Origin of the sequence: Ramlibacter sp. AN1015 (assembly GCF_037726105.1) — a bacterium.
In the GTDB taxonomy this organism is placed as follows: domain Bacteria; phylum Pseudomonadota; class Gammaproteobacteria; order Burkholderiales; family Burkholderiaceae_C; genus Ramlibacter.
Map to the genome: position 1 here is coordinate 150090 of NZ_JBBJUM010000001.1, position 18874 is coordinate 168963.

Consider the following 18874-nt stretch of genomic DNA (forward strand, 5'->3'; position numbering starts at 1 on the left):
TGGGGACCGGGATCAAGGATTCCAGTGCAGGAAGTTGCGGTAGAGGGCAAGGCCGGTCTCGGCGCTTTTTTCCGGGTGGAACTGTGTTGCGAAAATATTATCGCGGGCAATCGCGGCGGTAAAGGGACCGCCGTAATCCGCCTCTCCGACGCTGTGGCGGGCATCCGACGTATGGGCATGGAAGCTGTGGACGAAATAGAACCAGCTGTTGTCCGCAACCCCCGCCCAGACCGGGTGCGGCTGTGACTGCCGCACCTGGTTCCAGCCGATCTGCGGCACCTTGTAGCGGCTGCCATCCGGCTGGCGCAACTCACCGAGGCGAAAGCGCACCACCTCGCCCGGGATCAGGCCCAAGCCTTCGGTCGGACCTTCCTCGCTGCGATCGAGCAGCATCTGCATGCCGACGCACACCCCCATGAGCGGCTTGTGGCCGGCGGCGTGCATCACGGCCGGATACATGCCCGACGCGTGCAGCTCGCGCACGCAGTCGCGCATGGCGCCCTGCCCCGGCAGCACCACGCGTTCGGCCGCCATCACCTCCTCGGGCCGCCGCGCCCAGACCACGTCCACACCGCTGCCCTGGGCGGCGTGCAGCACCGCCTGGGTCACCGAGCGCAGGTTGCCCATGCCGTAATCGACCACCGCGACCGTCTTGACGAGCGCCATCTACAGCGAGCCCTTGGTGGAGGGGATCATCCCGGCCGATCGCGGATCGCGCTCGAGCGCGGCACGCAGCGCGCGGGCGAAGGCCTTGAAGACCGTCTCGCACTGGTGGTGCGCGTTCTCGCCGCGCAGGTTGTCGATGTGCAGGGTGACGAAGGCGTGGTTGACGAAGCCTTGGAAAAACTCGTAGGTGAGCTGGGTGTCGAACGCGCCGATCATTCCGCTCTTGAAGGGGACATCCATCACCAGGCCGGGGCGGCCCGAAAAGTCGATCACCACCCGTGAGAGCGCCTCGTCCAGCGGTACGTAGGCATGCCCATAGCGGCGGATGCCCTTCTTGTCGCCGACGGCGCGGGCCACGGCCTGCCCCAGCGTGATGCCCACGTCCTCGACGGTATGGTGGCCGTCGATGTGCAGGTCGCCCTTTGCATCGATCTCCAGATCGATCAGGCCGTGCCGCGCGATCTGGTCGAGCATGTGGTCGAAAAAGCCGATGCCGGTGGCCAGGCGGGCCTGCCCGGTGCCATCGAGGTTGACCCGCACGCGGATCTGGGTTTCGGCGGTGTTGCGCACCACTTCGGCGGTGCGTTCGGCGTTGGATACGGGATTGCTCATAGGGAAGCCTGCAGGGCCGACAGCATGCGCGCATTCTCCTCGGCCGTGCCGACCGTGAGGCGCAGGCAGTTTGCCAGCAGCGGATGCATCGCGGAAACGTTCTTGACCAGCACGCCCAGGCGGCGCATGCCCTCGAAGGCCGCGCGGGCGTTCGGGACGCGCACGAGCACCATGTTGGCGTCGCTCGGCCAGACCTGCACGCCCGGCAGCTGCGCCAGCCGCTGCAGCAAGCGCGTGCGCTCCTCGCGCAGCTGCGCGGCCTGCGCGGCGTAGACCGGGGCATGCTCGAGGGCGAAGAGCGCCGCCTCGGCGTTGAGCACGCTCACGTTGTAGGGCGGGCGCACCTTGTCGATCTCGGCGACCAGCGCGCGCACGCCCATGAGGTAGCCGATGCGCACCCCGGCCAGGCCGAACTTGCTCATGGTGCGCATCAGCAGCACGTGGGCATGGCGCGGCAGGCGATCCAGGTAGCTGCGGCTGGAAAACGGCTGGTAGGCCTCGTCGATCACCACCAGCCCCGGCGCGGCTTCGACGATGCGTTCGATGACGGCGTCGTCCCACAGGTTGGCCGTGGGGTTGTTCGGGTAGGCCAGGTAGATGATGGCCGGCTGGTGGCGTGCGATGGCGGCCAGCATGGCGGCCTCGTCCAGCTCGAAGTCGGGCGTGAGGTCCACCCCCACGAAGCGCAGGCCCTGCAGCTGGGCGCTGAGGCCGTACATGACGAATCCCGGCTGCGGCGCCAGGATGGTCGCGCCCGGAACGTCGCAGGCCATCGCGATGAGCGAGATCAGTTCGTCGGAGCCGTTGCCAAGCATCAGCGCGCAGCCGTCAGGCAGCTGCGCATGCGCGGCCAGCGCCGACTTCAGCGCCTCCGTGCGCGGCCCCGGGTAGCGGTTCAGGGCGAGCGCGCCCAGTCGCCGCCCGAGCTCGGCCTGCAGCGCATGGGGCAAGCCATGGGGGTTTTCCATGGCGTCGAGCTTGACCATGCCGGTGGCGTCCTGGACGGCATAGGCGTGCATCGACTGCACGTCCGAGCGGATCAATCGGGCCAGGCGCGGGGGCAGAGCGAGGGGCGGTTCGCCGACTGGCTGGCCGGGCTGTGCGGAGGTCTGCATGGGGGCGTGGGTCATGGGCGCGGTCGCAGGCGCATTTCGGCGGCGCGAGCGTGCGCCTGCAGGCCCTCGCCGTGGGCCAGCACGGAGGCGATTGCGCCGAGCACCTGCGCACCCTGCTCGCTCACCTCGATCAGGCTGCTGCGCTTCTGGAAGTCGTAGACCCCCAGCGGGCTGGAAAAGCGCGCGGTGCTGCTGGTGGGCAGCACGTGGTTGGGGCCGGCGCAGTAGTCGCCCAGCGATTCGCTGGTGAAGGCGCCGAGAAAGATGGCGCCGGCATGGCGCAGCAGCGGCTCCCAGCGGTGCGGCTCGGTGCTGGCGATCTCCAGGTGCTCGGGCGCGATGCGATTGCTGATCTCGCAGGCTTCTTCCATGCTGCGGGTCTGGATCAGGGCGCCGCGCCCGTTGAGGCTGCGGGCGATGATCCCGGCGCGCGGCATGGTGGGCAGCAACCGCGCGATCTCGGCCTGCACGCGCGCGATGTACGCCGCATCGGGGCACAGCAGGATGCTCTGCGCGAGCTCGTCGTGCTCGGCTTGCGAGAACAGGTCCATGGCCACCCAGTCGGGCGGCGTGCTGCCGTCGGCCAGCACCAGGATTTCGCTCGGCCCGGCGATCATGTCGATGCCCACCTGGCCGAACACGCGGCGCTTGGCGCTGGCCACATAGGCATTGCCCGGGCCGGTGATCTTGTCCACGCGCGGAACGGTGTCGGTGCCATACGCCAGCGCAGCGACCGCCTGGGCTCCGCCGATGCAGAAGGCGCGCGTGACGCCGCCCAGGTAGGCGGCCGCCAGCACCAGCGCGTTCTTCTCGCCGCGCGGGGTGGGCACGACCATGATGATCTCGGGCACGCCAGCCACCTGAGCCGGTACCGCATTCATGAGGACGGAGGACGGATAGGCCGCCTTGCCGCCGGGCACGTAGATGCCGACGCGGTCGAGCGGCGTCACCTTCTGGCCGAGCAGCGAGCCGTCGGCGTCGCGGTAGCTCCAGCTCTCGCCGCAGGCGCGCTTCTGGGCCTCGTGATAGGTGCGCACGCGCACCGCGGCCTGCTCGAGCGCGTCCCGCTGCGCCTGCGGCAGGGAGTCGAAGGCCGACTGCAGCTCGCCATGGGCGATCTCGAGTTCACCCACCGACTGTGCTTTCAACGCATCGAAGCGCTCGGTGTACTCGAGCACGGCGGCATCGCCGCGGCGCTGCACGGCAGCGACGATCTCGGCCACCCGCTGCTCCACCTCGGCGTCGGTCGCGTCGGACCAATGCAGCCGCGCGTTGAATGCCGCTTCGAAATCGGGCTGGTCGGTGGACAGCCGCAGGGGGCGTGCGTCGGGAGCGGCGGGCATGGTCATGCGGTGGCGGTGGCGGTGGCGAAGGCGTCGATCAGCCGCCGTATGGGGGCCTGCTTGAGCTTGAGGGAGGCCTGGTTCACCACCAGGCGCGAGCTGATGTCCATGATGCGCTCGACCTCGACGAGCTGGTTGGCGCGCAGCGTGCTGCCGGTGGACACCAGGTCCACGATGGCGTCGGCCAATCCGGTGAGCGGCGCCAGCTCCATGCTGCCGTACAGCTTGATGAGATCGACGTGCACGCCCTTGGCCGCAAAGAACTCGCGGGCGATGGATACGTACTTGGTGGCCACCCGCAGGCGCGCGCCCTGGCGCACGGCAGTGGCGTAGTCGAAGTCGGCGCGTACGGCGACGCTCACCCTGCAGCGCGCGATGCCCAGGTCCAGCGGTTGCACCAGGCCATGGCTGCCGTGCTCGATCAGGGTGTCGAGCCCCGTGACGCCCAGGTCTGCGCCGCCGTACTGGACGTAGGTAGGCACGTCGGTCGCGCGCACGAGCACCACCCGCACGGCCGCGTCGTTGGTGGCCAGGATCAGCTTGCGCGAGGTGTCGGGGTCTTCCAGCACCTCGATGCCGGCGGCCTTCAGCAGCGGCAGCGTCTCGTCGTAGATGCGGCCTTTCGACAAGGCCAGCGTGAGAACGTCGGGGGTGTTCATGGCGCCTGGGGCTTGCGTCAGCCGACGCGTTCGATGTCGGCACCGATGCCGCGCAGCTTGTGCTCCATGCGGTCGTAGCCCCGGTCGAGGTGATAGATGCGATCCACCACGGTTTCGCCCTCGGCAACCAGCCCGGCGATCACCAGGCTTGCCGATGCCCGCAGGTCGGTTGCCATGACGGCCGCACCCGACAGCCTCTCGACGCCTTCGATCAGCGCCGACTTGCCATCGACCTGGATCTTCGCGCCCAGGCGCACCAGTTCGTTGACGTGCATGAAGCGGTTCTCGAAGATGGTTTCGGTCACCAGGGACGCCCCGGTGCCGATCACGTTGAGCACCATGAACTGCGCCTGCATGTCGGTGGGAAAGCCAGGGTATTCCGTGGTGCGGAAGCTCTGCGCCGCCACGCGCGTGTCGCATCGCACGCGGATGCCGTCCTCGAGCGCCTGCACCGACGCGCCCGCGTCGCGCAGCTTGTCGATCACGGCTTCGAGGTGGTCGGCGCGGCCGTGCCGCAGCACCACGTCGCCGCCGGCGGCGGCCACGGCGCACAGGAAGGTGCCCGCCTCGATGCGGTCGGCCACCACGCGGTGGCTGCAGCCATGCAGGCGCTCGACGCCGCGCACCCGGATGCGGCCGGTGCCGTGCCCGTCGATGTCCGCGCCCATCGCGATGAGCATTTCCGCGAGATCGGCGATCTCGGGCTCCATGGCGGCGTTCTCCAGCACCGTCTCGCCTTCGGCGAGCGCGGCGGCCATGAGGAAGTTCTCGGTGCCGGTCACGGTCACCATGTCGGTGCGGATGGCCGCCCCGCGCAGCCGCTCGCGGCCCTTGGGAAGCCGGGCGAGGATGTAGCCGTGCTCGACGACGATTTCCGCGCCCATCTGCTGCAGGCCGCGAATGTGCTGATCGACCGGCCGCGATCCGATCGCGCAGCCGCCGGGCAGCGAAACGGTGGCTTCGCCGAAGCGGGCCAGCAGCGGCCCGAGCGCCAGCACCGAGGCACGCATGGTCTTGACCAGCTCGTAGGGCGCCTCGGGCGAAGTGAGGCGGCCCGCGTCGATGCCCACCTGGTCGCCTGCGCGCTCCACCGCCACGCCCATGTTCTCGAGCAGCCTGACCATGGTGGCCACGTCCTGCAGGCGCGGTACGTTGTCCAGCGTCACAGGCTCGGCCGTGAGCAGCGCGGCGCACAGTTCCGGCAAGGCGGCGTTCTTCGCGCCCGAAATGGGAACCTCGCCCTGCAGCCTGCGGCCGCCGCGGATCAAAAGCTTGTCCATGGAAAGTCGTGAATCAGTGGTCGGGCGACGCTGCCCACTCGGCCGGGGTCAGCGTTTTCATCGACAAGGCGTGCACCTCGTCCGTGTGCATTCTCGCACCCAGGGTCGCGTAGACGCGCTGGTGCCGCTGGATCGGGCGCTTGCCCTCGAATTCGCTGGAAACGATGACGGCCGCCCAGTGGCGACCGTCCCCTTCCACCTCGAGGTGCTGGCACGCCAGCCCGGATGCGATGAGGGTCCTGAGTTCGTCGGCGGTCATGCTTAGCTCCTGATCTTGTAGCCGATGCGCAGCAGGTGCAGCGCGGCGGCGCTCACCACGGCCAGGGCCGCGCCCACCACCGCGAGGCTGAGCCACGGCGAGACGTCGCTCACGCCGAAAAAGCCGTAGCGGAAGCCGTCGATCATGTAGAAGAACGGATTCAGGTGGCTCACCTGCTGCCAGAAACCGGGCAGGGAATGGATGGAATAGAACACGCCCGAGAGGAAGGTCATGGGCATGATCACAAAGTTCTGGAAAGCCGCCATCTGGTCGAACTTCTCGGCCCAGAGACCGGCGATGATGCCCAGTGCACCCAGCATGCCCGAGCCCAGCACCGCGAACACCAGGATCCACAGCGGCGAGGCGAACTGCGGCCGCACGAACAGCGCGGTCACCACCAGCACCCCGCCGCCGACGGCCAGCCCGCGTGCCACCGACGAGCCGACATAGGCGACGAACCAGCTCCAGTGCGACAGCGGCGTGAGCAGCACGAACACCAGGTTGCCCATGATCTTGCTCTGGATCAGCGAGGACGAGCTGTTCGCGAACGAGTTCTGCAGCACGCTCATCATGACCAGACCCGGCACCAGGAAGGCCGTGTAGGGAATGCGGTCGTAGACCTTCACATGGTCCTCGAGCACGTGGCCGAAGATGGTGAGGTACAGCAGCGCGGTGAGCACCGGTGCCGCGACGGTCTGGAAACCCACCTTCCAGAAGCGCAGCACCTCCTTGTAGAACAGGGTTTGCCAGCCGTTCACGATGCGATCACCTCTTTGTTCTTCTCGGCCATCACGTCGAGGAACACGTCCTCCAGGTCCGCCTTGCGGATTTCGACGTCCTCCACCCGCAGGCCGGCCTGGCGGATGGCTGCGAGGTAGCTCTCGATCTCGTGCGCGTCGTGGGCCGGCAGCTGCACGATGCGCCCGGTGATGCGCGCGCGCGCCGCGAGGTCGGGCGGCAGCTGGTGGCCTTCGGTCTTGAAGCGCAGCACGTTGCTCGATGCGGCGCGCAGCAGGTCGCTGGTGCGCTCCAGCGCGACGACGCGCCCCGCCTTGAGCATGGCGATGCGCCCGCACAGGGCCTCGGCCTCCTCGAGGTAGTGCGTGGTGAGAAGCACCGTATGCCCCTGCCGGTTCAGGCGCGCGATGAACTGCCAGAGCGTCTGGCGCAGCTCCACATCGACGCCTGCAGTGGGTTCGTCCAGCACGATCACCGGCGGCTTGTGCACCAGGGCCTGGGCCACCAGCACGCGCCGCTTCATGCCGCCCGAAAGCTGGCGCATGTTCGAGGTCGCCTTGTCGGCGAGCCCCAGGCTCTCGAGCAACTCGTCGATCCAGGCATCGTTCTTCTTCACGCCGAAATAGCCGGACTGGATGCGCAGGGCTTCGCGCACGGTGAAGAAGGGATCGAAGACCAGCTCCTGCGGCACGATGCCCAACTGGCGGCGCGCCTGCGCGTAGTCGGCCTGGACGTCGTGCCCCTTGACCGAAACGCGGCCGGAGCTGGCGCGCACCAGGCCGGCAAGGATGCTGATCAGCGTGGTCTTGCCGGCGCCGTTCGGGCCCAGGAGCCCGAAGAACTCGCCCTCTTCGATCTCGAGGCTGACGCTGGAGAGCGCCTTGAACTCGCCACGCGCGGTGGCATAGGTCTTGGAGACCGATTGAAAGGAAATGGCGGGCATAGGGAACCCGCGATTTTAGAGGGCAGGCGAACGCCCCTTCGCCCGCACGGGCAGGCCGCGCCTCAGACAGTCTGCGGCAGCAGCGCCTCGACCCCGTACAGCGCAGCCAGCGCGCGCAGCCGCTGCGGCAGCCCGCGCACGGCAAAGCGCTTACCCAGGGCGAGCGCCTCGCGCCGGCACTCGAGTAGCACCGCCAGTGCGGAGGAATCGAATTGTTCGAGCGCCGAAGCATCGGCGACCGCGTCCGGGGCGGCCTGGGCCCGCACGGCCTGCGCCAGCATGCGCGCGCAGGCGGCCGCATCCTCGTGCGTCACGCGGACCGGCAACACCAGCGTGGTGGTCATGCGCCGCTCAGGTGCGTTGGGCCGCGTTGGCCCGGTTGCGTTCGCTCAGCGTGGCGATCAGCCCGTCGATGCCGCGGGTGTTGATTTCCTGCGCGAACTGGCTGCGGTAGGTCTCGACCAGCCAGACGCCCAGCACGTTCAGGTTGTAGATCTTCCAGCCGGCGCCCTCGCCCGGTGTCTTCTCCAGGCGGTACTCGAGCTGGATCGGCTCGCCCCGGCCCCGGATTTCGCTGCGCACCACCACTTCCTCGTCACCGGGTGACGCGCGCAGCGGCCTGACGACGATCTGCTCGTTGTTCACCTGCGCCAGGGCACCCGCGTAGGTGCGCACCAGGAGCGTCTTGAACTCCTCCTGCAGCCGCTTTTGCTGCTCCGGCGTCGCCTGGCGCCAGGCGGGTCCGACGGCCGAAGCGGTCATGCGCCGGAAGTTCACGTTCGGCATGATGCGGTTGTCGACCACCGTCATGATGCGATTGATGTCCCCGGCCCGAAGCGCCGAGTCGGAGCGGATCAGGGAAAGCACCTCGGCGGACAGGCGCTTGATCATGGCGTCGGGCGCCTCGTCGGCAGCCCAGGCGCTGACGGGAACACCTGCCAGCAGGCCGGCGCCGCCACCGGCAAAGACGAAGGCCGCTAGGCCGAATACGCGTCGTTTCATTGTTCCTGTTTCCTTTACGTTGCCGGCGAGGCGCCTCGCCGGATGTGCGGTGTTGGAATGCCCGGGTGCCGGCGGGTTCCGCCCGCGACCGGCGGCGACGCTCAGCGCGAGAAATCCTCGCTGTCGCCGTCGGAGGCATTGTCCCCTTCGTGACCACCTTCGCCATCGGCAGGGCGCCAGATCAAGGCTTGCCGGCGCTGGAGATACGCATCCCGGGTGAAACTGTACTTGTCCAGGGCGGCGTTATCGAGCACCGAGCTGGCGCGCAGCAGGTTGGAGCGCACCTCCACGATGCGCAGCGCCTGCAGGCCCGTCTGCAGAGAGCCGGGCTTGACCGCGCTCAGCGGGTCGCCCCAGTAGTCGGCGGGAAGCGCTACGGTGTCGCGCACGGTGGATGGCCCGAGGATCGGCAGCACCAGGTACGGCCCCGTGGGAACGCCCCAGCGGCCCAGGGTCTGCCCGGCGTCCGCGCGGTGGCGCTCGATGCCGAGGTCGGTCGCGACGTCCAGCAGGCCGCCCAGACCGAAGAAGGTGTTCACACCGAACCGCAGCCAGTTCTCGGCGGCATGGTGCAGGCGCAGCTGCAGCAGGGTGTTCGCTGCCGACCAGGCGTCGGCGAGGTTGCCGAAGAAGTTGTTCACCCCGGTGCGTGCGAGCGGCGGCACGGCCTCGCGGTAGGCGATGGCGGCTGGCTTGAGGACCAGCGAGTCGGCCGCTTCGTTGAAGTTGGACACGCGCCGGTTCCAGGGCTCGAGCGGATCGCGTGGGTCGGGCCCGGTGGCGCAGCCGCCCAGCGCCGCCAGGGCCAGCAGCACGGCAAACCGGCGGAACCAGGGAGCGAGGAGCGCGAAAGAAGGCACGGCAGAGCGGAACACGATTGAATTACTTGCGAGGAGGAGAGGTAGGCGCGGGCACTGGTGCCGGCGTGGGTTCGGCCGCCTTGTTGTAGAGAAACTGGCCGATGAGGTTCTCCAGCACCACGGCGGACTGCGTGTTGCCGATCGTATCGCCGGCCGCCAGATTCTTCTCGGCGGCGCCGGCCTCGATGCCGATGTACTGCTCGCCCAGCAGTCCGCTGGTGAGGATCTTCAGCGAGCTGTCGCGCGGGAAGCGGTAGCGGTCCTCGAGTTCGAGCACCACCCGGGCGCGGTAGCTCTGGTCGTCGAAGGTGATAGACGCCACGCGGCCCACCACCACGCCGGAGCTGCGCACCGCCGCCCTCGGCTTGAGGCCGCCGATGTTGTCGAATCGCGCCTCGACCGCATAGGTCGATTGGAAATTCAGGCTCAGGAGGTTGGCCGCCTGCAGGGCCAGGAACAGCACCGCCGCCGCCCCGAGCAGCACGAAAAGGCCCACCCACACGTCGAGTTTCGAACGTTCCATTTGCAATCACATCCTTGTCATTTGCGCTGCATCGCGGTCACAGGCTGAACATCATGGCCGTCAGCACGAAATCGAGTCCGAGCACTGCCAGCGACGCCACCACCACGGTGCGCGTCGTGGCACGCGAAACGCCCTCGGGCGTGGGATGGGCTTCGAAGCCTTCGAGCAGCGCGATGAACGTGACGGTGATGCCGAACACGACGCTCTTGACGATGCCGTTGCCGACGTCGCGCCACACATCGACACCGCCTTGCATCTGGCTCCAGAAGGCGCCGGGATCGACGCCGATCATCAGGACTCCGACGACGTAGCCGCCGATGATGCCCACGGCGCTGAACACGGCCGCCAGCAGGGGCATGGCAATGACGCCGCCCCAGAAGCGCGGCGCCAGGATGCGCCGCACGGGATCGACCGCCATCATCTCCATCGCCGAGAGCTGCTCGCCGGCCTTCATGAGGCCGATCTCGGCCGTGAGCGAGGTGCCGGCGCGGCCGGCGAACAGCAGCGCCGTGACGACCGGGCCGAGTTCGCGCACGAGACTGAGGGCGACCAGCAGACCCAGTGCCTCGGACGAGCCGTAGCGCTGCAGCGTGTAGTAGCCCTGCAGGCCGAGTACGAAACCGACGAACAGGCCGGAAACGGCAATGATGGCCAGAGAGTGGTTGCCAAGGAGGTGCACCTGGTCGCGCACCAGCGAGAAGCGCCGCAGGCTCGTCCCGAGCAGCGCCACCAGGCGTGCGAACAGGCGCGCTGCGCGCCCCAGGTCGGCGAGCTTCACGCGGGTGGCGCGGCCGACGTCGGCGGGGTTCCACCAGCTCATGCCGAGAGGCCTGCGCCGAAGTCCTGGTCCACGCTGGGCCCCGGATAGTGGAAATGGACCGGCCCCTCGGGCCGCGCCTGCACGAATTGCTGCACCAGCGGGTCGGTCGAGGCGCGCACCTGCTCGGGCGTGCCCTGCGCGGCCACGCGGCCGTTGGCCAGGATGATGACCTGGTCGGCGATGCGAAAGGTCTCGTCGAGATCGTGCGACACCACGACGCTGGTGATGCCGAGGGTGTCGTTCAGCTGGCGGATCAGCTGTGCGGAGGTTCCCAGCGAGATCGGATCCAGGCCTGCGAAGGGCTCGTCGTACATGATCAGCTCCGGGTCGAGCGCGATGGCCCGCGCGAGCGCGATGCGGCGCGCCATGCCGCCGGAGACCTCGCCCGGCATCAGGTCGCGCGCTCCGCGCAATCCGACCGCATTGAGCTTCATCAGCACGATGTCGCGCACCAGAGCCTCGGGCAGGCTGGTGTGCTCGCGCAGGGGAAAGGCGACGTTGTCGAACACGGTCATGTCGGTGAAGAGCGCCCCGAACTGGAACAGCATGCCCATGCGCCGGCGCATGGCGTACATCCCTGCCGCGTCGAGCGTGCCGATGTCCTGGCCGTCGAAGCGCAGCTCGCCAGATTGCGCGCGCAGCTGGCCGCCGATCAGGCGCAGCACCGTGGTCTTGCCGCCGCCGGAGGCGCCCATGAGCGCGGTGACCTTGCCGCGCGGCACGTCGAAGCTCACGCCGTCGAGGATGCGCCGCTCACCGTAGCCGAAGCGCAGGTTGCGGCACGCGACGAGCGCGGAAGGATCGGGGTCGGACATGAAGCTCGGTGGAGGGCGGGGCCGGGAAAACCCGGCCGTTGCGGTGGCGCGATGATACCGAGCGCCGCCGGACCGTTGACCGGCCTGGCGTCCACCCCCGATGCCTCAGCGTGGCAGCACGCTGGTGCCCATCAGGAATTCGTCGATGGCGCGGGCCGCCTGCCGACCCTCCCGAATCGCCCACACGACCAGGCTCTGGCCGCGCCGCATGTCGCCCGCGGCGAAGACCTTGGGCACGTTGGTCGCATAACCGCCGGTGAAGTCGGTGTGCGCGCGGGCGTTGCCGCGGGCGTCCTTCTCGACGCCGAAGGACTCCAGCACGGTGCCCACCGGGCTCACGAAGCCCATGGCCAGCAGGACGAGGTCGGCCTTGAGGATCTGCTCGGTGCCGGGCACCTCGATCATCTTGCCGTCCTTCCATTCGACGCGCACGGTCTTCAGGCCGGTGACGCGGCCCTTCTCGCCGATGAACTCCTTGGTGGCGATGGCGAACTCGCGCTCGCACCCTTCCTCGTGGCTGGAGCTGGTGCGCAGCTTGTAGGGCCAGTACGGCCACGTCAGGGGCTTGTTCTCCTCTTCTGGCGGCTGCGGCATCAGTTCGAACTGCACCACGCTGGCCGCCCCATGGCGGTTGCTGGTGCCCACGCAGTCGCTGCCGGTGTCGCCGCCGCCGATCACGATGACGTGCTTGCCGTCGGCGCGGATCTGGCCCTTGATCTTGTCTCCGGCATTGATCTTGTTCTGCTGCGGCAGGAACTCCATGGCGAAGTGGATGCCGTCCAGGTCGCGCCCCGGGACGGGCAGGTCGCGCGATTGCTCGGCCCCGCCGGCGAGCAGCACGGCGTCGAACTCCTGCTGCAGCTGCTCGGGGCTGATGGTTTCCCTTGCCCAGTTGGTGACCTTGGAGCCTTCGGGCAGGCGCCCGACCATCACGCCTGTGCGCACGGTCACGCCTTCGGCGCGCATCTGCTCGACGCGGCGGTCGATCTGGAACTTCTCCATCTTGAAGTCGGGAATGCCGTAGCGCAGCAGGCCGCCGATCCGGTCGTTCTTCTCGAAAAGGGTGACGTCGTGGCCGACCCGCGCCAGCTGCTGTGCGGCGGCCATGCCGGCCGGTCCCGAGCCGACCACCGCCACCTTCCGGCCGGTGCGCGCCTCAGGCACGCGCGGCAGCACCCAGCCGTTGTCCCAGGCGCGATCGGCGATGGCGCGCTCGAGGGACTTGATACCGACCGGGTCGTCATTGAAGTTGAGCGTGCAGGCCGCCTCGCAGGGGGCGGGGCAGATGCGGCCGGTGAACTCCGGAAAGTTGTTGGTCGAATCCAGCACCATCCACGCGCCCCGCCAGTCCTGGCGGTACACCAGGTCGTTGAAGTCCGGGATGATGTTGTTGACCGGGCAACCGCTGTTGCAAAACGGGATGCCGCAGTCCATGCACCGCGCGCCCTGCACCTGGGCGGCCTTGTCGTCCAGGCCGATGGTGAATTCCTTGTAGTGCTTCAGGCGCTCCGCGACGGGCTTGTAGCCCTCCTCGAGCCGCTCGTACTCCATGAAGCCGGTGACTTTGCCCATGCTCTTGCTCCGTTAGATTGTTGTTCGCCGGCTTCAGGCGGCGGCCACGCCGTCGTGCACCGCCGCGTGCGCGTTGTTACCCGTGCTGGCCTCGGCCACCTCGCGCTCGTGCATCTCGGCCAGCGCGCGCTTGTATTCGTTGGGGAAGACCTTGACGAACTTCTGGCGGCTCTCGGCCCAGGTGTCCAGCAGCTCCCGCGCGCGCCGGCTCCCGGTCCAGCGGTTATGGTCCTCCAGCAGTCGCTTGAGCAGGGCCTCGTCCGTGCTGTTGCCATGCATCCTGGTGCGGGCGCCCGCCCCCTGCTGTTCGACCGAGGAGACCACCTTGTCCAGCGACACCATCGCGGTGTTGCAGCGCGAGGCGAACTGTCCGTCCTCGTCGTAGACATAGGCCACGCCCCCGGACATGCCCGCCGCGAAGTTGCGGCCAGTCTTGCCAAGCACCACCACCGTGCCGCCGGTCATGTACTCGCAGCCGTGGTCGCCGGTGCCCTCCACCACCGCCGTGGCGCCGGACAGGCGCACCGCGAAGCGCTCGCCTGCCACGCCGCTGAAGAACGCCTCGCCGGTCGTGGCGCCGTACAGCGCCGTATTGCCGATGATGATGTTCTGCGTGGCGAGGCCGCGGAAGTCGATGCTGGGGCGCACGATGATCCGTCCGCCGGACAGACCCTTGCCGGTGTAGTCGTTGGCGTCGCCGATCAGGTAGAGCGTGATGCCCTTGGCGAGGAATGCGCCGAAAGACTGCCCGCCGGTTCCTTCGAGCTGGATGCGGATGGTGTCGTCGGGCAGGCCCTCCGGATGCACCTTGGTCACCGCGCCGGAGAGCATCGCGCCGACCGAGCGGTTGACGTTGCGCGCCACCTCCATGAACTGCACCTTCTCGCCGCGCTCGATGGCCGGGCGCGATTTCTCGATCAGGACCTTGTCGAGGCTGCGCTCGAGACCGTGGTCCTGGTCTTCGACGTGGAAGCGCGGCACCTCGGCGGGCACCAGCGGCTGCGCCAGCAGGCGGGTGAAGTCGAGCCCGCGCGCCTTCCAGTGCGCGATGCCTTTCTTCATGTCCAGCAGGTCGGTGCGGCCGATCAGGTCCTGGAACTTGCGGATGCCCAGCTGCGCCATGATCTGGCGCACTTCTTCGGCGACGAAGAAGAAGTAGTTGACGACGTGCTCGGGCTTGCCCGAAAACTTCTTGCGCAGCACCGGGTCCTGGGTGGCCACGCCCACGGGGCAGGTGTTCAGGTGGCACTTGCGCATCATGATGCAGCCCTCGACCACCAGCGGCGCGGTGGCGAAGCCGAACTCGTCGGCGCCGAGCAGCGCGCCGATGGCGACATCGCGGCCGGTCTTCATCTGGCCGTCGGCCTGCACCCGGATGCGGCTGCGCAGCCGGTTCAGCACCAGCGTCTGCTGGGTCTCGGCCAGGCCGATTTCCCAGGGGCTGCCGGCGTGCTTGATCGAGGACCAGGGGGAGGCGCCCGTGCCGCCGTCGTGCCCCGCGATCACCACGTGGTCGCTCTTGCACTTGGCCACGCCCGCGGCGATGGTGCCCACGCCCACCTCGGACACCAGCTTGACGCTGATGCTGGCGTGCGGCGCGACGTTCTTGAGGTCGTGAATGAGCTGGGCGAGGTCTTCGATCGAGTAGATGTCGTGGTGCGGCGGCGGCGAGATCAGGCCGACACCCGGCACCGAGTAGCGCAGCTTGCCGATGTAGTTGGAGACCTTGCCGCCCGGCAGCTGGCCGCCCTCCCCCGGCTTGGCGCCTTGCGCCATCTTGATCTGGATCTGGTCGGACGAGGCCAGGTACTCGGCCGTGACGCCGAAGCGGCCCGAGGCCACCTGCTTGATGCGCGAACGCAGCGAGTCGCCCTCCTGCAAGGGCATGTCCACTTCGATGACGTCGCGCCCGACGACCTCGGCCAGGGTCTGGCCCTGCCTGATCGGAATGCCCTTGAGCTCGTTGCGGTAGCGCGCCGGGTCTTCGCCGCCCTCGCCGGTGTTGCTCTTGCCGCCGATGCGGTTCATGGCGATGGCCAGCGTGGCGTGCGCTTCGGTGGAGATCGATCCGAGCGACATGGCACCGGTCGCGAAGCGCTTGACGATCTCCTTGGCCGGCTCGACCTCGTCCAGCGCAATGGCCTTGGACGGATCGACCTTGAACTCGAACAGGCCGCGCAGCGTCATGTGGCGCCGGCTCTGGTCGTTGATCAACTGGGCGTATTCCTTGTAGGTGCTCCAGCTGTTGGCGCGGGTCGAGTGCTGCAGCTTGGCGATCGCATCGGGCGTCCACATGTGCTCCTCGCCACGCACGCGCCAGGCGTACTCGCCGCCTACGTCGAGCATGGAGGACAGCACCGGGTCGCTGCCGAAGGCCGCCTTGTGCATGCGAATCGCTTCCTCGGCGATCTCGAAGACGCCGATGCCCTCGACGCGGCTGGCCGTGCCGGTGAAGTACTGCGAGATGGTGTCGCTGTTCAGGCCGATGGCCTCGAACAGCTGCGCGCCGCAGTAGCTCATGTAGGTGCTCACGCCCATCTTGGACATGATCTTGGACAGGCCCTTGCCGATCGCCTTGACGTAGTTGGTGACGGCCTTCTCGGCCGACAGCTCGCCCGGCAGGTCCTTGTGGATTGCGGCCAGGGTCTCCATCGCCAGGTAGGGGTGCACGGCCTCCGCACCGTAGCCGGCCAGCACGCCGAAATGGTGGACCTCGCGGGCCGAGCCGGTCTCGACCACCAGGCCTGCGGTGGTGCGCAGGCCCTCGCGCACCAGGTGCTGATGGATGGACGACAGCGCCAGCAGCGCGGGGATGGCGACCTGCGTGGCACTCACGCCGCGGTCGCTGATGATCAGGATGTTCTTGCCGCTCTTGATCGCATCCACCGCCTCGGCGTTGAGCGAGGCCAGCTTGGCCTCGACACCCTCGTGTCCCCAGGCGAGCGGGTAGGTGATGTCCAGCGTGTAGCTGCGGAACTTGCCTTGCGAGACCTTGTCGATGTCGCGCAGCTTGGCCATGTCCGCGAAGTCGAGAATGGGCTGGCTCACCTCGAGCCGCATCGGCGGATTGACCTGGTTGATGTCCAGCAGGTTCGGCTTGGGCCCGATGAAGGACACCAGCGACATGACGATGGCCTCGCGGATCGGATCGATCGGCGGGTTCGTCACCTGCGCGAACAGCTGCTTGAAGTAGTTGTAGAGCGGCTTGTTGCGGTCGGACAGCACCGCCAGCGGGCTGTCGTTGCCCATGGAGCCGACGCCCTCCTCGCCGGCCTGCGCCATCGGAGACATCAGGAACTTGATGTCCTCCTGGGTGTAGCCGAAGGCCTGCTGGCGATCGAGCAGCGAGACCTCGTTGGCGGATGGATGGCCGGCACCCTCGGACAGGTCGTCGAGCTTGATGCGCAGGTTCTCGATCCACTGCTTGTAGGGCTTGCTGTTGGCGAGGCTGGCCTTGAGCTCCTCGTCGTCGATCATGCGGCCCTGTTCCAGGTCGATCAGGAACATGCGGCCGGGCTGCAGGCGCCACTTGCGAACGATCTTGTTCTCGGGAACCGGCAGTACGCCCGACTCGGAAGCCATGATGACCAGGTCGTCGTCGGTGACGCAGTAGCGCGAGGGGCGCAGCCCGTTGCGGTCCAGGGTGGCGCCGATTTGGCGCCCGTCGGTGAAGACGATGGACGCCGGGCCGTCCCAGGGCTCGAGCATCGCGGCGTGGTACTCGTAGAAGGCGCGCCGGCGCGGGTCCATCGTGGCGTGCTGCTCCCAGGGTTCCGGGATCATCATCATCACGGCCTGGCTGATGGGGTAGCCCGCCATGGTGAGCAGTTCGAGGCAGTTGTCGAAGGTGGCGGTGTCGGACTGGCTCGCGAAGCTGATCGGATAGAGCTTGCGCAGGTCGGCGCCGAGCACCGGAGAGGACATCACGCCCTCGCGCGCCTTCATCCAGTTGTAGTTGCCCTTGACGGTATTGATCTCGCCGTTGTGCGCGACGTAGCGGTAAGGGTGCGCCAGGGGCCACTCGGGGAAGGTGTTGGTCGAGAAGCGCTGGTGCACCAGGCCCAGGGCCGAGACGCAGCGCTCGTCCTGCAGGTCGCGGTAATAGGTGCCGACCTGGTCCGCCAGCAGCAGGCCCTTGTAGACCACCGTCCGGCTGGACATGCTGGGGACGTAGTACTCCTTGCTGTGCTTGAGGTGCAGGTTCTGGATGGCGGCGCTGGCGGTCTTGCGGATCACGTACAGCTTGCGCTCCAGCGCGTCCTGCACGATGACGTCGCTGCCGCGGCCGATGAAGACCTGGCGCAGCACCGGCTCTTTCTCGCGCACGGCGGGCGACATCGGCATGTCGCGATTGACCGGTACGTCGCGCCAGCCCAGCAGCACCTGCCCCTCGGCCTTGATCGCGCGCTCCATTTCCTGCTCGCAGGCCAGCCGCGAGGCGTGTTCCTTGGGCAGGAAGATCATGCCCACCCCGTACTCGCCCGGCGGCGGCAGGGTGACGCCCTGCCGGGCCATTTCCTCGCGGTACAGCAGGTCCGGCAACTGGATCAGGATGCCGGCTCCGTCGCCCATCAGCTTGTCGGCGCCCACGGCGCCGCGGTGGTCGAGGTTTTCCAGGATCTTGAGGCCCTGCTGCACGATGGCGTGGCTCTTGACGCCCTTGATGTGGGCGACGAAACCGACCCCGCAGGCGTCATGTTCGTTGCCGGACTGATAAAGGCCGTGTTCCTGGAGGTGGCTGATTTCGGCGGGCGTGGCCATAGGGGTTTTCCTTGGAGACTTCGCGGGATCGGGAAGCATAGTGCAGCGCAGCAACCTGACCAAGTGAATTAAACGGGGTCAGATGAGCGTTTTTCAGGGGCGCACGAACAGCACGTCAAATCAGGGACAGATCAACTCGTCTTGGTGCGCGGACGCCCTGGATTGCCTCGGATGACGCGGCGCTGCGTGCGCGCCTGCACGTCGGCCAGGAAGGCTGCGTCGCCGAGGGCCCATCCGTGCAGCGCCGCATCGGTCAAGGCCTGCACCATGGCGGGGCCCAGCCCGGCCGCCACGAGTTGCGCATAGGCATGCTCGCGGGCGAAGGGGGTGTTGCCGATCTGCCAGAACAGCGGATGCGGGGTGACGAGCCGATCGACGTGGCGGCCGATGTAGTGCCGGTGGCTCGACCACTCCCAGGCTGAAGCCTCCTCCACCAGCGCTGCCCGCACGGGGTTGAGGTCCTGGTAGGCCATGCAGGCCAGCAGATGGGTTTCGGGCTGCAGCAGCGAACTGCGAAAGCGCCCCTCCCACAAGGTGCCGCTGCGCCCGTTGCGGGCATTGAAGCCGCGCACGTAGCTGCGGCCCACGCCCTGCATCATCCGGCCGAGCGCATCGGGCCGCGTCGGCGTGACCAGCAGGTGGACGTGATTGGGCATCAGCACGTAGGCATGCACCGCCACCGCATGCTGGCGCGACTGCTCGTGCAGCAGGCGGTGGAAGTCCGCGTAATCGCCGGGCTCGAGGAAGATGGGCTGCCGGTTGTGGCCGCGCTGAACCACGTGGTGCGGTAGTTCGGGAAGCGAGAGGCGGGGAAGTCGAGCCATGGCGTGCTGCAGTGTGTCCCCGATTTTCCGCGACGCGGGCGCCATCCGACGTCGGTGCAGGACAACGGCGTACATGCGCCGC

18 protein-coding genes are annotated in these 18874 nt (G+C 68.1%); all 18 read right to left on the reverse strand.

The annotated features are described in order from the left end of the window. Positions 1-12: 12 nt before the first annotated feature. A complete protein-coding gene (gene hisH, locus WG922_RS00740) occupies positions 13-666 on the reverse strand; it encodes an imidazole glycerol phosphate synthase subunit HisH (RefSeq protein WP_340279914.1) in 654 nt (217 codons plus the stop codon). Next, positions 667-1278 (reverse strand): imidazoleglycerol-phosphate dehydratase HisB, encoded by a 612-nt coding sequence (gene hisB, locus WG922_RS00745; protein WP_340279915.1) that lies wholly within the window; start codon positions 1276-1278, stop codon positions 667-669. After that, the gene (hisC, locus tag WG922_RS00750; protein ID WP_445322782.1) at positions 1275-2297 is read right to left on the reverse strand and encodes a histidinol-phosphate transaminase; all 1023 of its coding nucleotides are present in this window, start codon (positions 2295-2297) and stop codon (positions 1275-1277) included. Before hisC ends, hisB begins: the two co-directional genes overlap by 4 nt. Before the next feature lie 107 nt (positions 2298-2404). Continuing rightward, entirely contained in the window at positions 2405-3736 is a 1332-nt protein-coding gene (gene hisD / locus WG922_RS00755; RefSeq protein WP_445322783.1) for a histidinol dehydrogenase, read from the reverse strand. A 2-nt stretch (positions 3737-3738) separates the two neighbouring features. Further along, entirely contained in the window at positions 3739-4395 is a 657-nt protein-coding gene (gene hisG, locus WG922_RS00760) for an ATP phosphoribosyltransferase (RefSeq protein WP_340279920.1), read from the reverse strand. Between the two features lie 17 nt (positions 4396-4412). After that, positions 4413-5675, reverse strand: coding sequence for a UDP-N-acetylglucosamine 1-carboxyvinyltransferase (murA, locus tag WG922_RS00765; RefSeq protein WP_340279921.1), 1263 nt, complete (start codon positions 5673-5675; stop codon positions 4413-4415). A 13-nt stretch (positions 5676-5688) separates the two neighbouring features. Then, positions 5689-5934, reverse strand: coding sequence for a BolA family protein (locus tag WG922_RS00770; protein ID WP_340279922.1), 246 nt, complete (start codon positions 5932-5934; stop codon positions 5689-5691). 2 nt (positions 5935-5936) lie between these two features. Next, on the reverse strand, positions 5937-6692 hold the full coding sequence (locus WG922_RS00775; protein ID WP_340279923.1) for an ABC transporter permease: 756 nt from the start codon (positions 6690-6692) through the stop codon (positions 5937-5939). Further along, positions 6689-7615 (reverse strand): ABC transporter ATP-binding protein, encoded by a 927-nt coding sequence (locus WG922_RS00780; protein ID WP_340279925.1) that lies wholly within the window; start codon positions 7613-7615, stop codon positions 6689-6691. The genes WG922_RS00775 and WG922_RS00780 overlap by 4 nt, the downstream gene beginning before the upstream one ends. A 62-nt stretch (positions 7616-7677) precedes the next feature. Next, positions 7678-7959 carry an STAS domain-containing protein gene (locus WG922_RS00785; protein ID WP_340279927.1) on the reverse strand — a complete coding sequence of 94 codons (282 nt, stop codon included), beginning with the start codon at positions 7957-7959 and terminating at the stop codon, positions 7678-7680. A 7-nt stretch (positions 7960-7966) separates the two neighbouring features. Then, positions 7967-8617 (reverse strand): MlaC/ttg2D family ABC transporter substrate-binding protein, encoded by a 651-nt coding sequence (locus tag WG922_RS00790; RefSeq protein WP_340279929.1) that lies wholly within the window; start codon positions 8615-8617, stop codon positions 7967-7969. 101 nt (positions 8618-8718) lie between these two features. After that, the gene (locus tag WG922_RS00795) at positions 8719-9492 is read right to left on the reverse strand and encodes an MlaA family lipoprotein (protein ID WP_340279931.1); all 774 of its coding nucleotides are present in this window, start codon (positions 9490-9492) and stop codon (positions 8719-8721) included. Between the two features lie 7 nt (positions 9493-9499). After that, positions 9500-10000, reverse strand: a complete 501-nt coding sequence (gene mlaD, locus WG922_RS00800; protein WP_340279933.1) for an outer membrane lipid asymmetry maintenance protein MlaD — start codon at positions 9998-10000, stop codon at positions 9500-9502. A gap of 37 nt (positions 10001-10037) precedes the next feature. Continuing rightward, positions 10038-10820, reverse strand: a complete 783-nt coding sequence (mlaE, locus tag WG922_RS00805; protein WP_340279935.1) for a lipid asymmetry maintenance ABC transporter permease subunit MlaE — start codon at positions 10818-10820, stop codon at positions 10038-10040. Then, positions 10817-11635, reverse strand: coding sequence for an ABC transporter ATP-binding protein (locus WG922_RS00810; protein ID WP_340279937.1), 819 nt, complete (start codon positions 11633-11635; stop codon positions 10817-10819). The genes mlaE and WG922_RS00810 overlap by 4 nt, the downstream gene beginning before the upstream one ends. A gap of 105 nt (positions 11636-11740) precedes the next feature. Further along, positions 11741-13207 carry a glutamate synthase subunit beta gene (locus WG922_RS00815; RefSeq protein WP_340279939.1) on the reverse strand — a complete coding sequence of 489 codons (1467 nt, stop codon included), beginning with the start codon at positions 13205-13207 and terminating at the stop codon, positions 11741-11743. Between the two features lie 33 nt (positions 13208-13240). After that, the gene (locus WG922_RS00820) at positions 13241-17968 is read right to left on the reverse strand and encodes a glutamate synthase-related protein (RefSeq protein WP_340279941.1); all 4728 of its coding nucleotides are present in this window, start codon (positions 17966-17968) and stop codon (positions 13241-13243) included. 131 nt (positions 17969-18099) lie between these two features. After that, positions 18100-18792 carry a transposase gene (locus WG922_RS00825; protein WP_340279942.1) on the reverse strand — a complete coding sequence of 231 codons (693 nt, stop codon included), beginning with the start codon at positions 18790-18792 and terminating at the stop codon, positions 18100-18102. Between the last annotated feature and the right edge of the window lie 82 nt (positions 18793-18874).

Coding starts and splice junctions, on each gene's coding strand:
- hisH (WP_340279914.1), bottom strand. CDS start 666: ATGGCGCTCGTCAAGACGGTCGCGGTGGTCGATTACGGCATGGGCAAC.
- hisB (WP_340279915.1), bottom strand. CDS start 1,278: ATGAGCAATCCCGTATCCAACGCCGAACGCACCGCCGAAGTGGTGCGC.
- hisC (WP_445322782.1), bottom strand. CDS start 2,297: ATGCACGCCTATGCCGTCCAGGACGCCACCGGCATGGTCAAGCTCGAC.
- hisD (WP_445322783.1), bottom strand. CDS start 3,736: ATGCCCGCCGCTCCCGACGCACGCCCCCTGCGGCTGTCCACCGACCAG.
- hisG (WP_340279920.1), bottom strand. CDS start 4,395: ATGAACACCCCCGACGTTCTCACGCTGGCCTTGTCGAAAGGCCGCATC.
- murA (WP_340279921.1), bottom strand. CDS start 5,675: ATGGACAAGCTTTTGATCCGCGGCGGCCGCAGGCTGCAGGGCGAGGTT.
- WG922_RS00770 (WP_340279922.1), bottom strand. CDS start 5,934: ATGACCGCCGACGAACTCAGGACCCTCATCGCATCCGGGCTGGCGTGC.
- WG922_RS00780 (WP_340279925.1), bottom strand. CDS start 7,615: ATGCCCGCCATTTCCTTTCAATCGGTCTCCAAGACCTATGCCACCGCG.
- WG922_RS00785 (WP_340279927.1), bottom strand. CDS start 7,959: ATGACCACCACGCTGGTGTTGCCGGTCCGCGTGACGCACGAGGATGCG.
- WG922_RS00790 (WP_340279929.1), bottom strand. CDS start 8,617: ATGAAACGACGCGTATTCGGCCTAGCGGCCTTCGTCTTTGCCGGTGGC.
- mlaD (WP_340279933.1), bottom strand. CDS start 10,000: ATGGAACGTTCGAAACTCGACGTGTGGGTGGGCCTTTTCGTGCTGCTC.
- mlaE (WP_340279935.1), bottom strand. CDS start 10,820: ATGAGCTGGTGGAACCCCGCCGACGTCGGCCGCGCCACCCGCGTGAAG.
- WG922_RS00810 (WP_340279937.1), bottom strand. CDS start 11,635: ATGTCCGACCCCGATCCTTCCGCGCTCGTCGCGTGCCGCAACCTGCGC.
- WG922_RS00815 (WP_340279939.1), bottom strand. CDS start 13,207: ATGGGCAAAGTCACCGGCTTCATGGAGTACGAGCGGCTCGAGGAGGGC.
- WG922_RS00820 (WP_340279941.1), bottom strand. CDS start 17,968: ATGGCCACGCCCGCCGAAATCAGCCACCTCCAGGAACACGGCCTTTAT.
- WG922_RS00825 (WP_340279942.1), bottom strand. CDS start 18,792: ATGGCTCGACTTCCCCGCCTCTCGCTTCCCGAACTACCGCACCACGTG.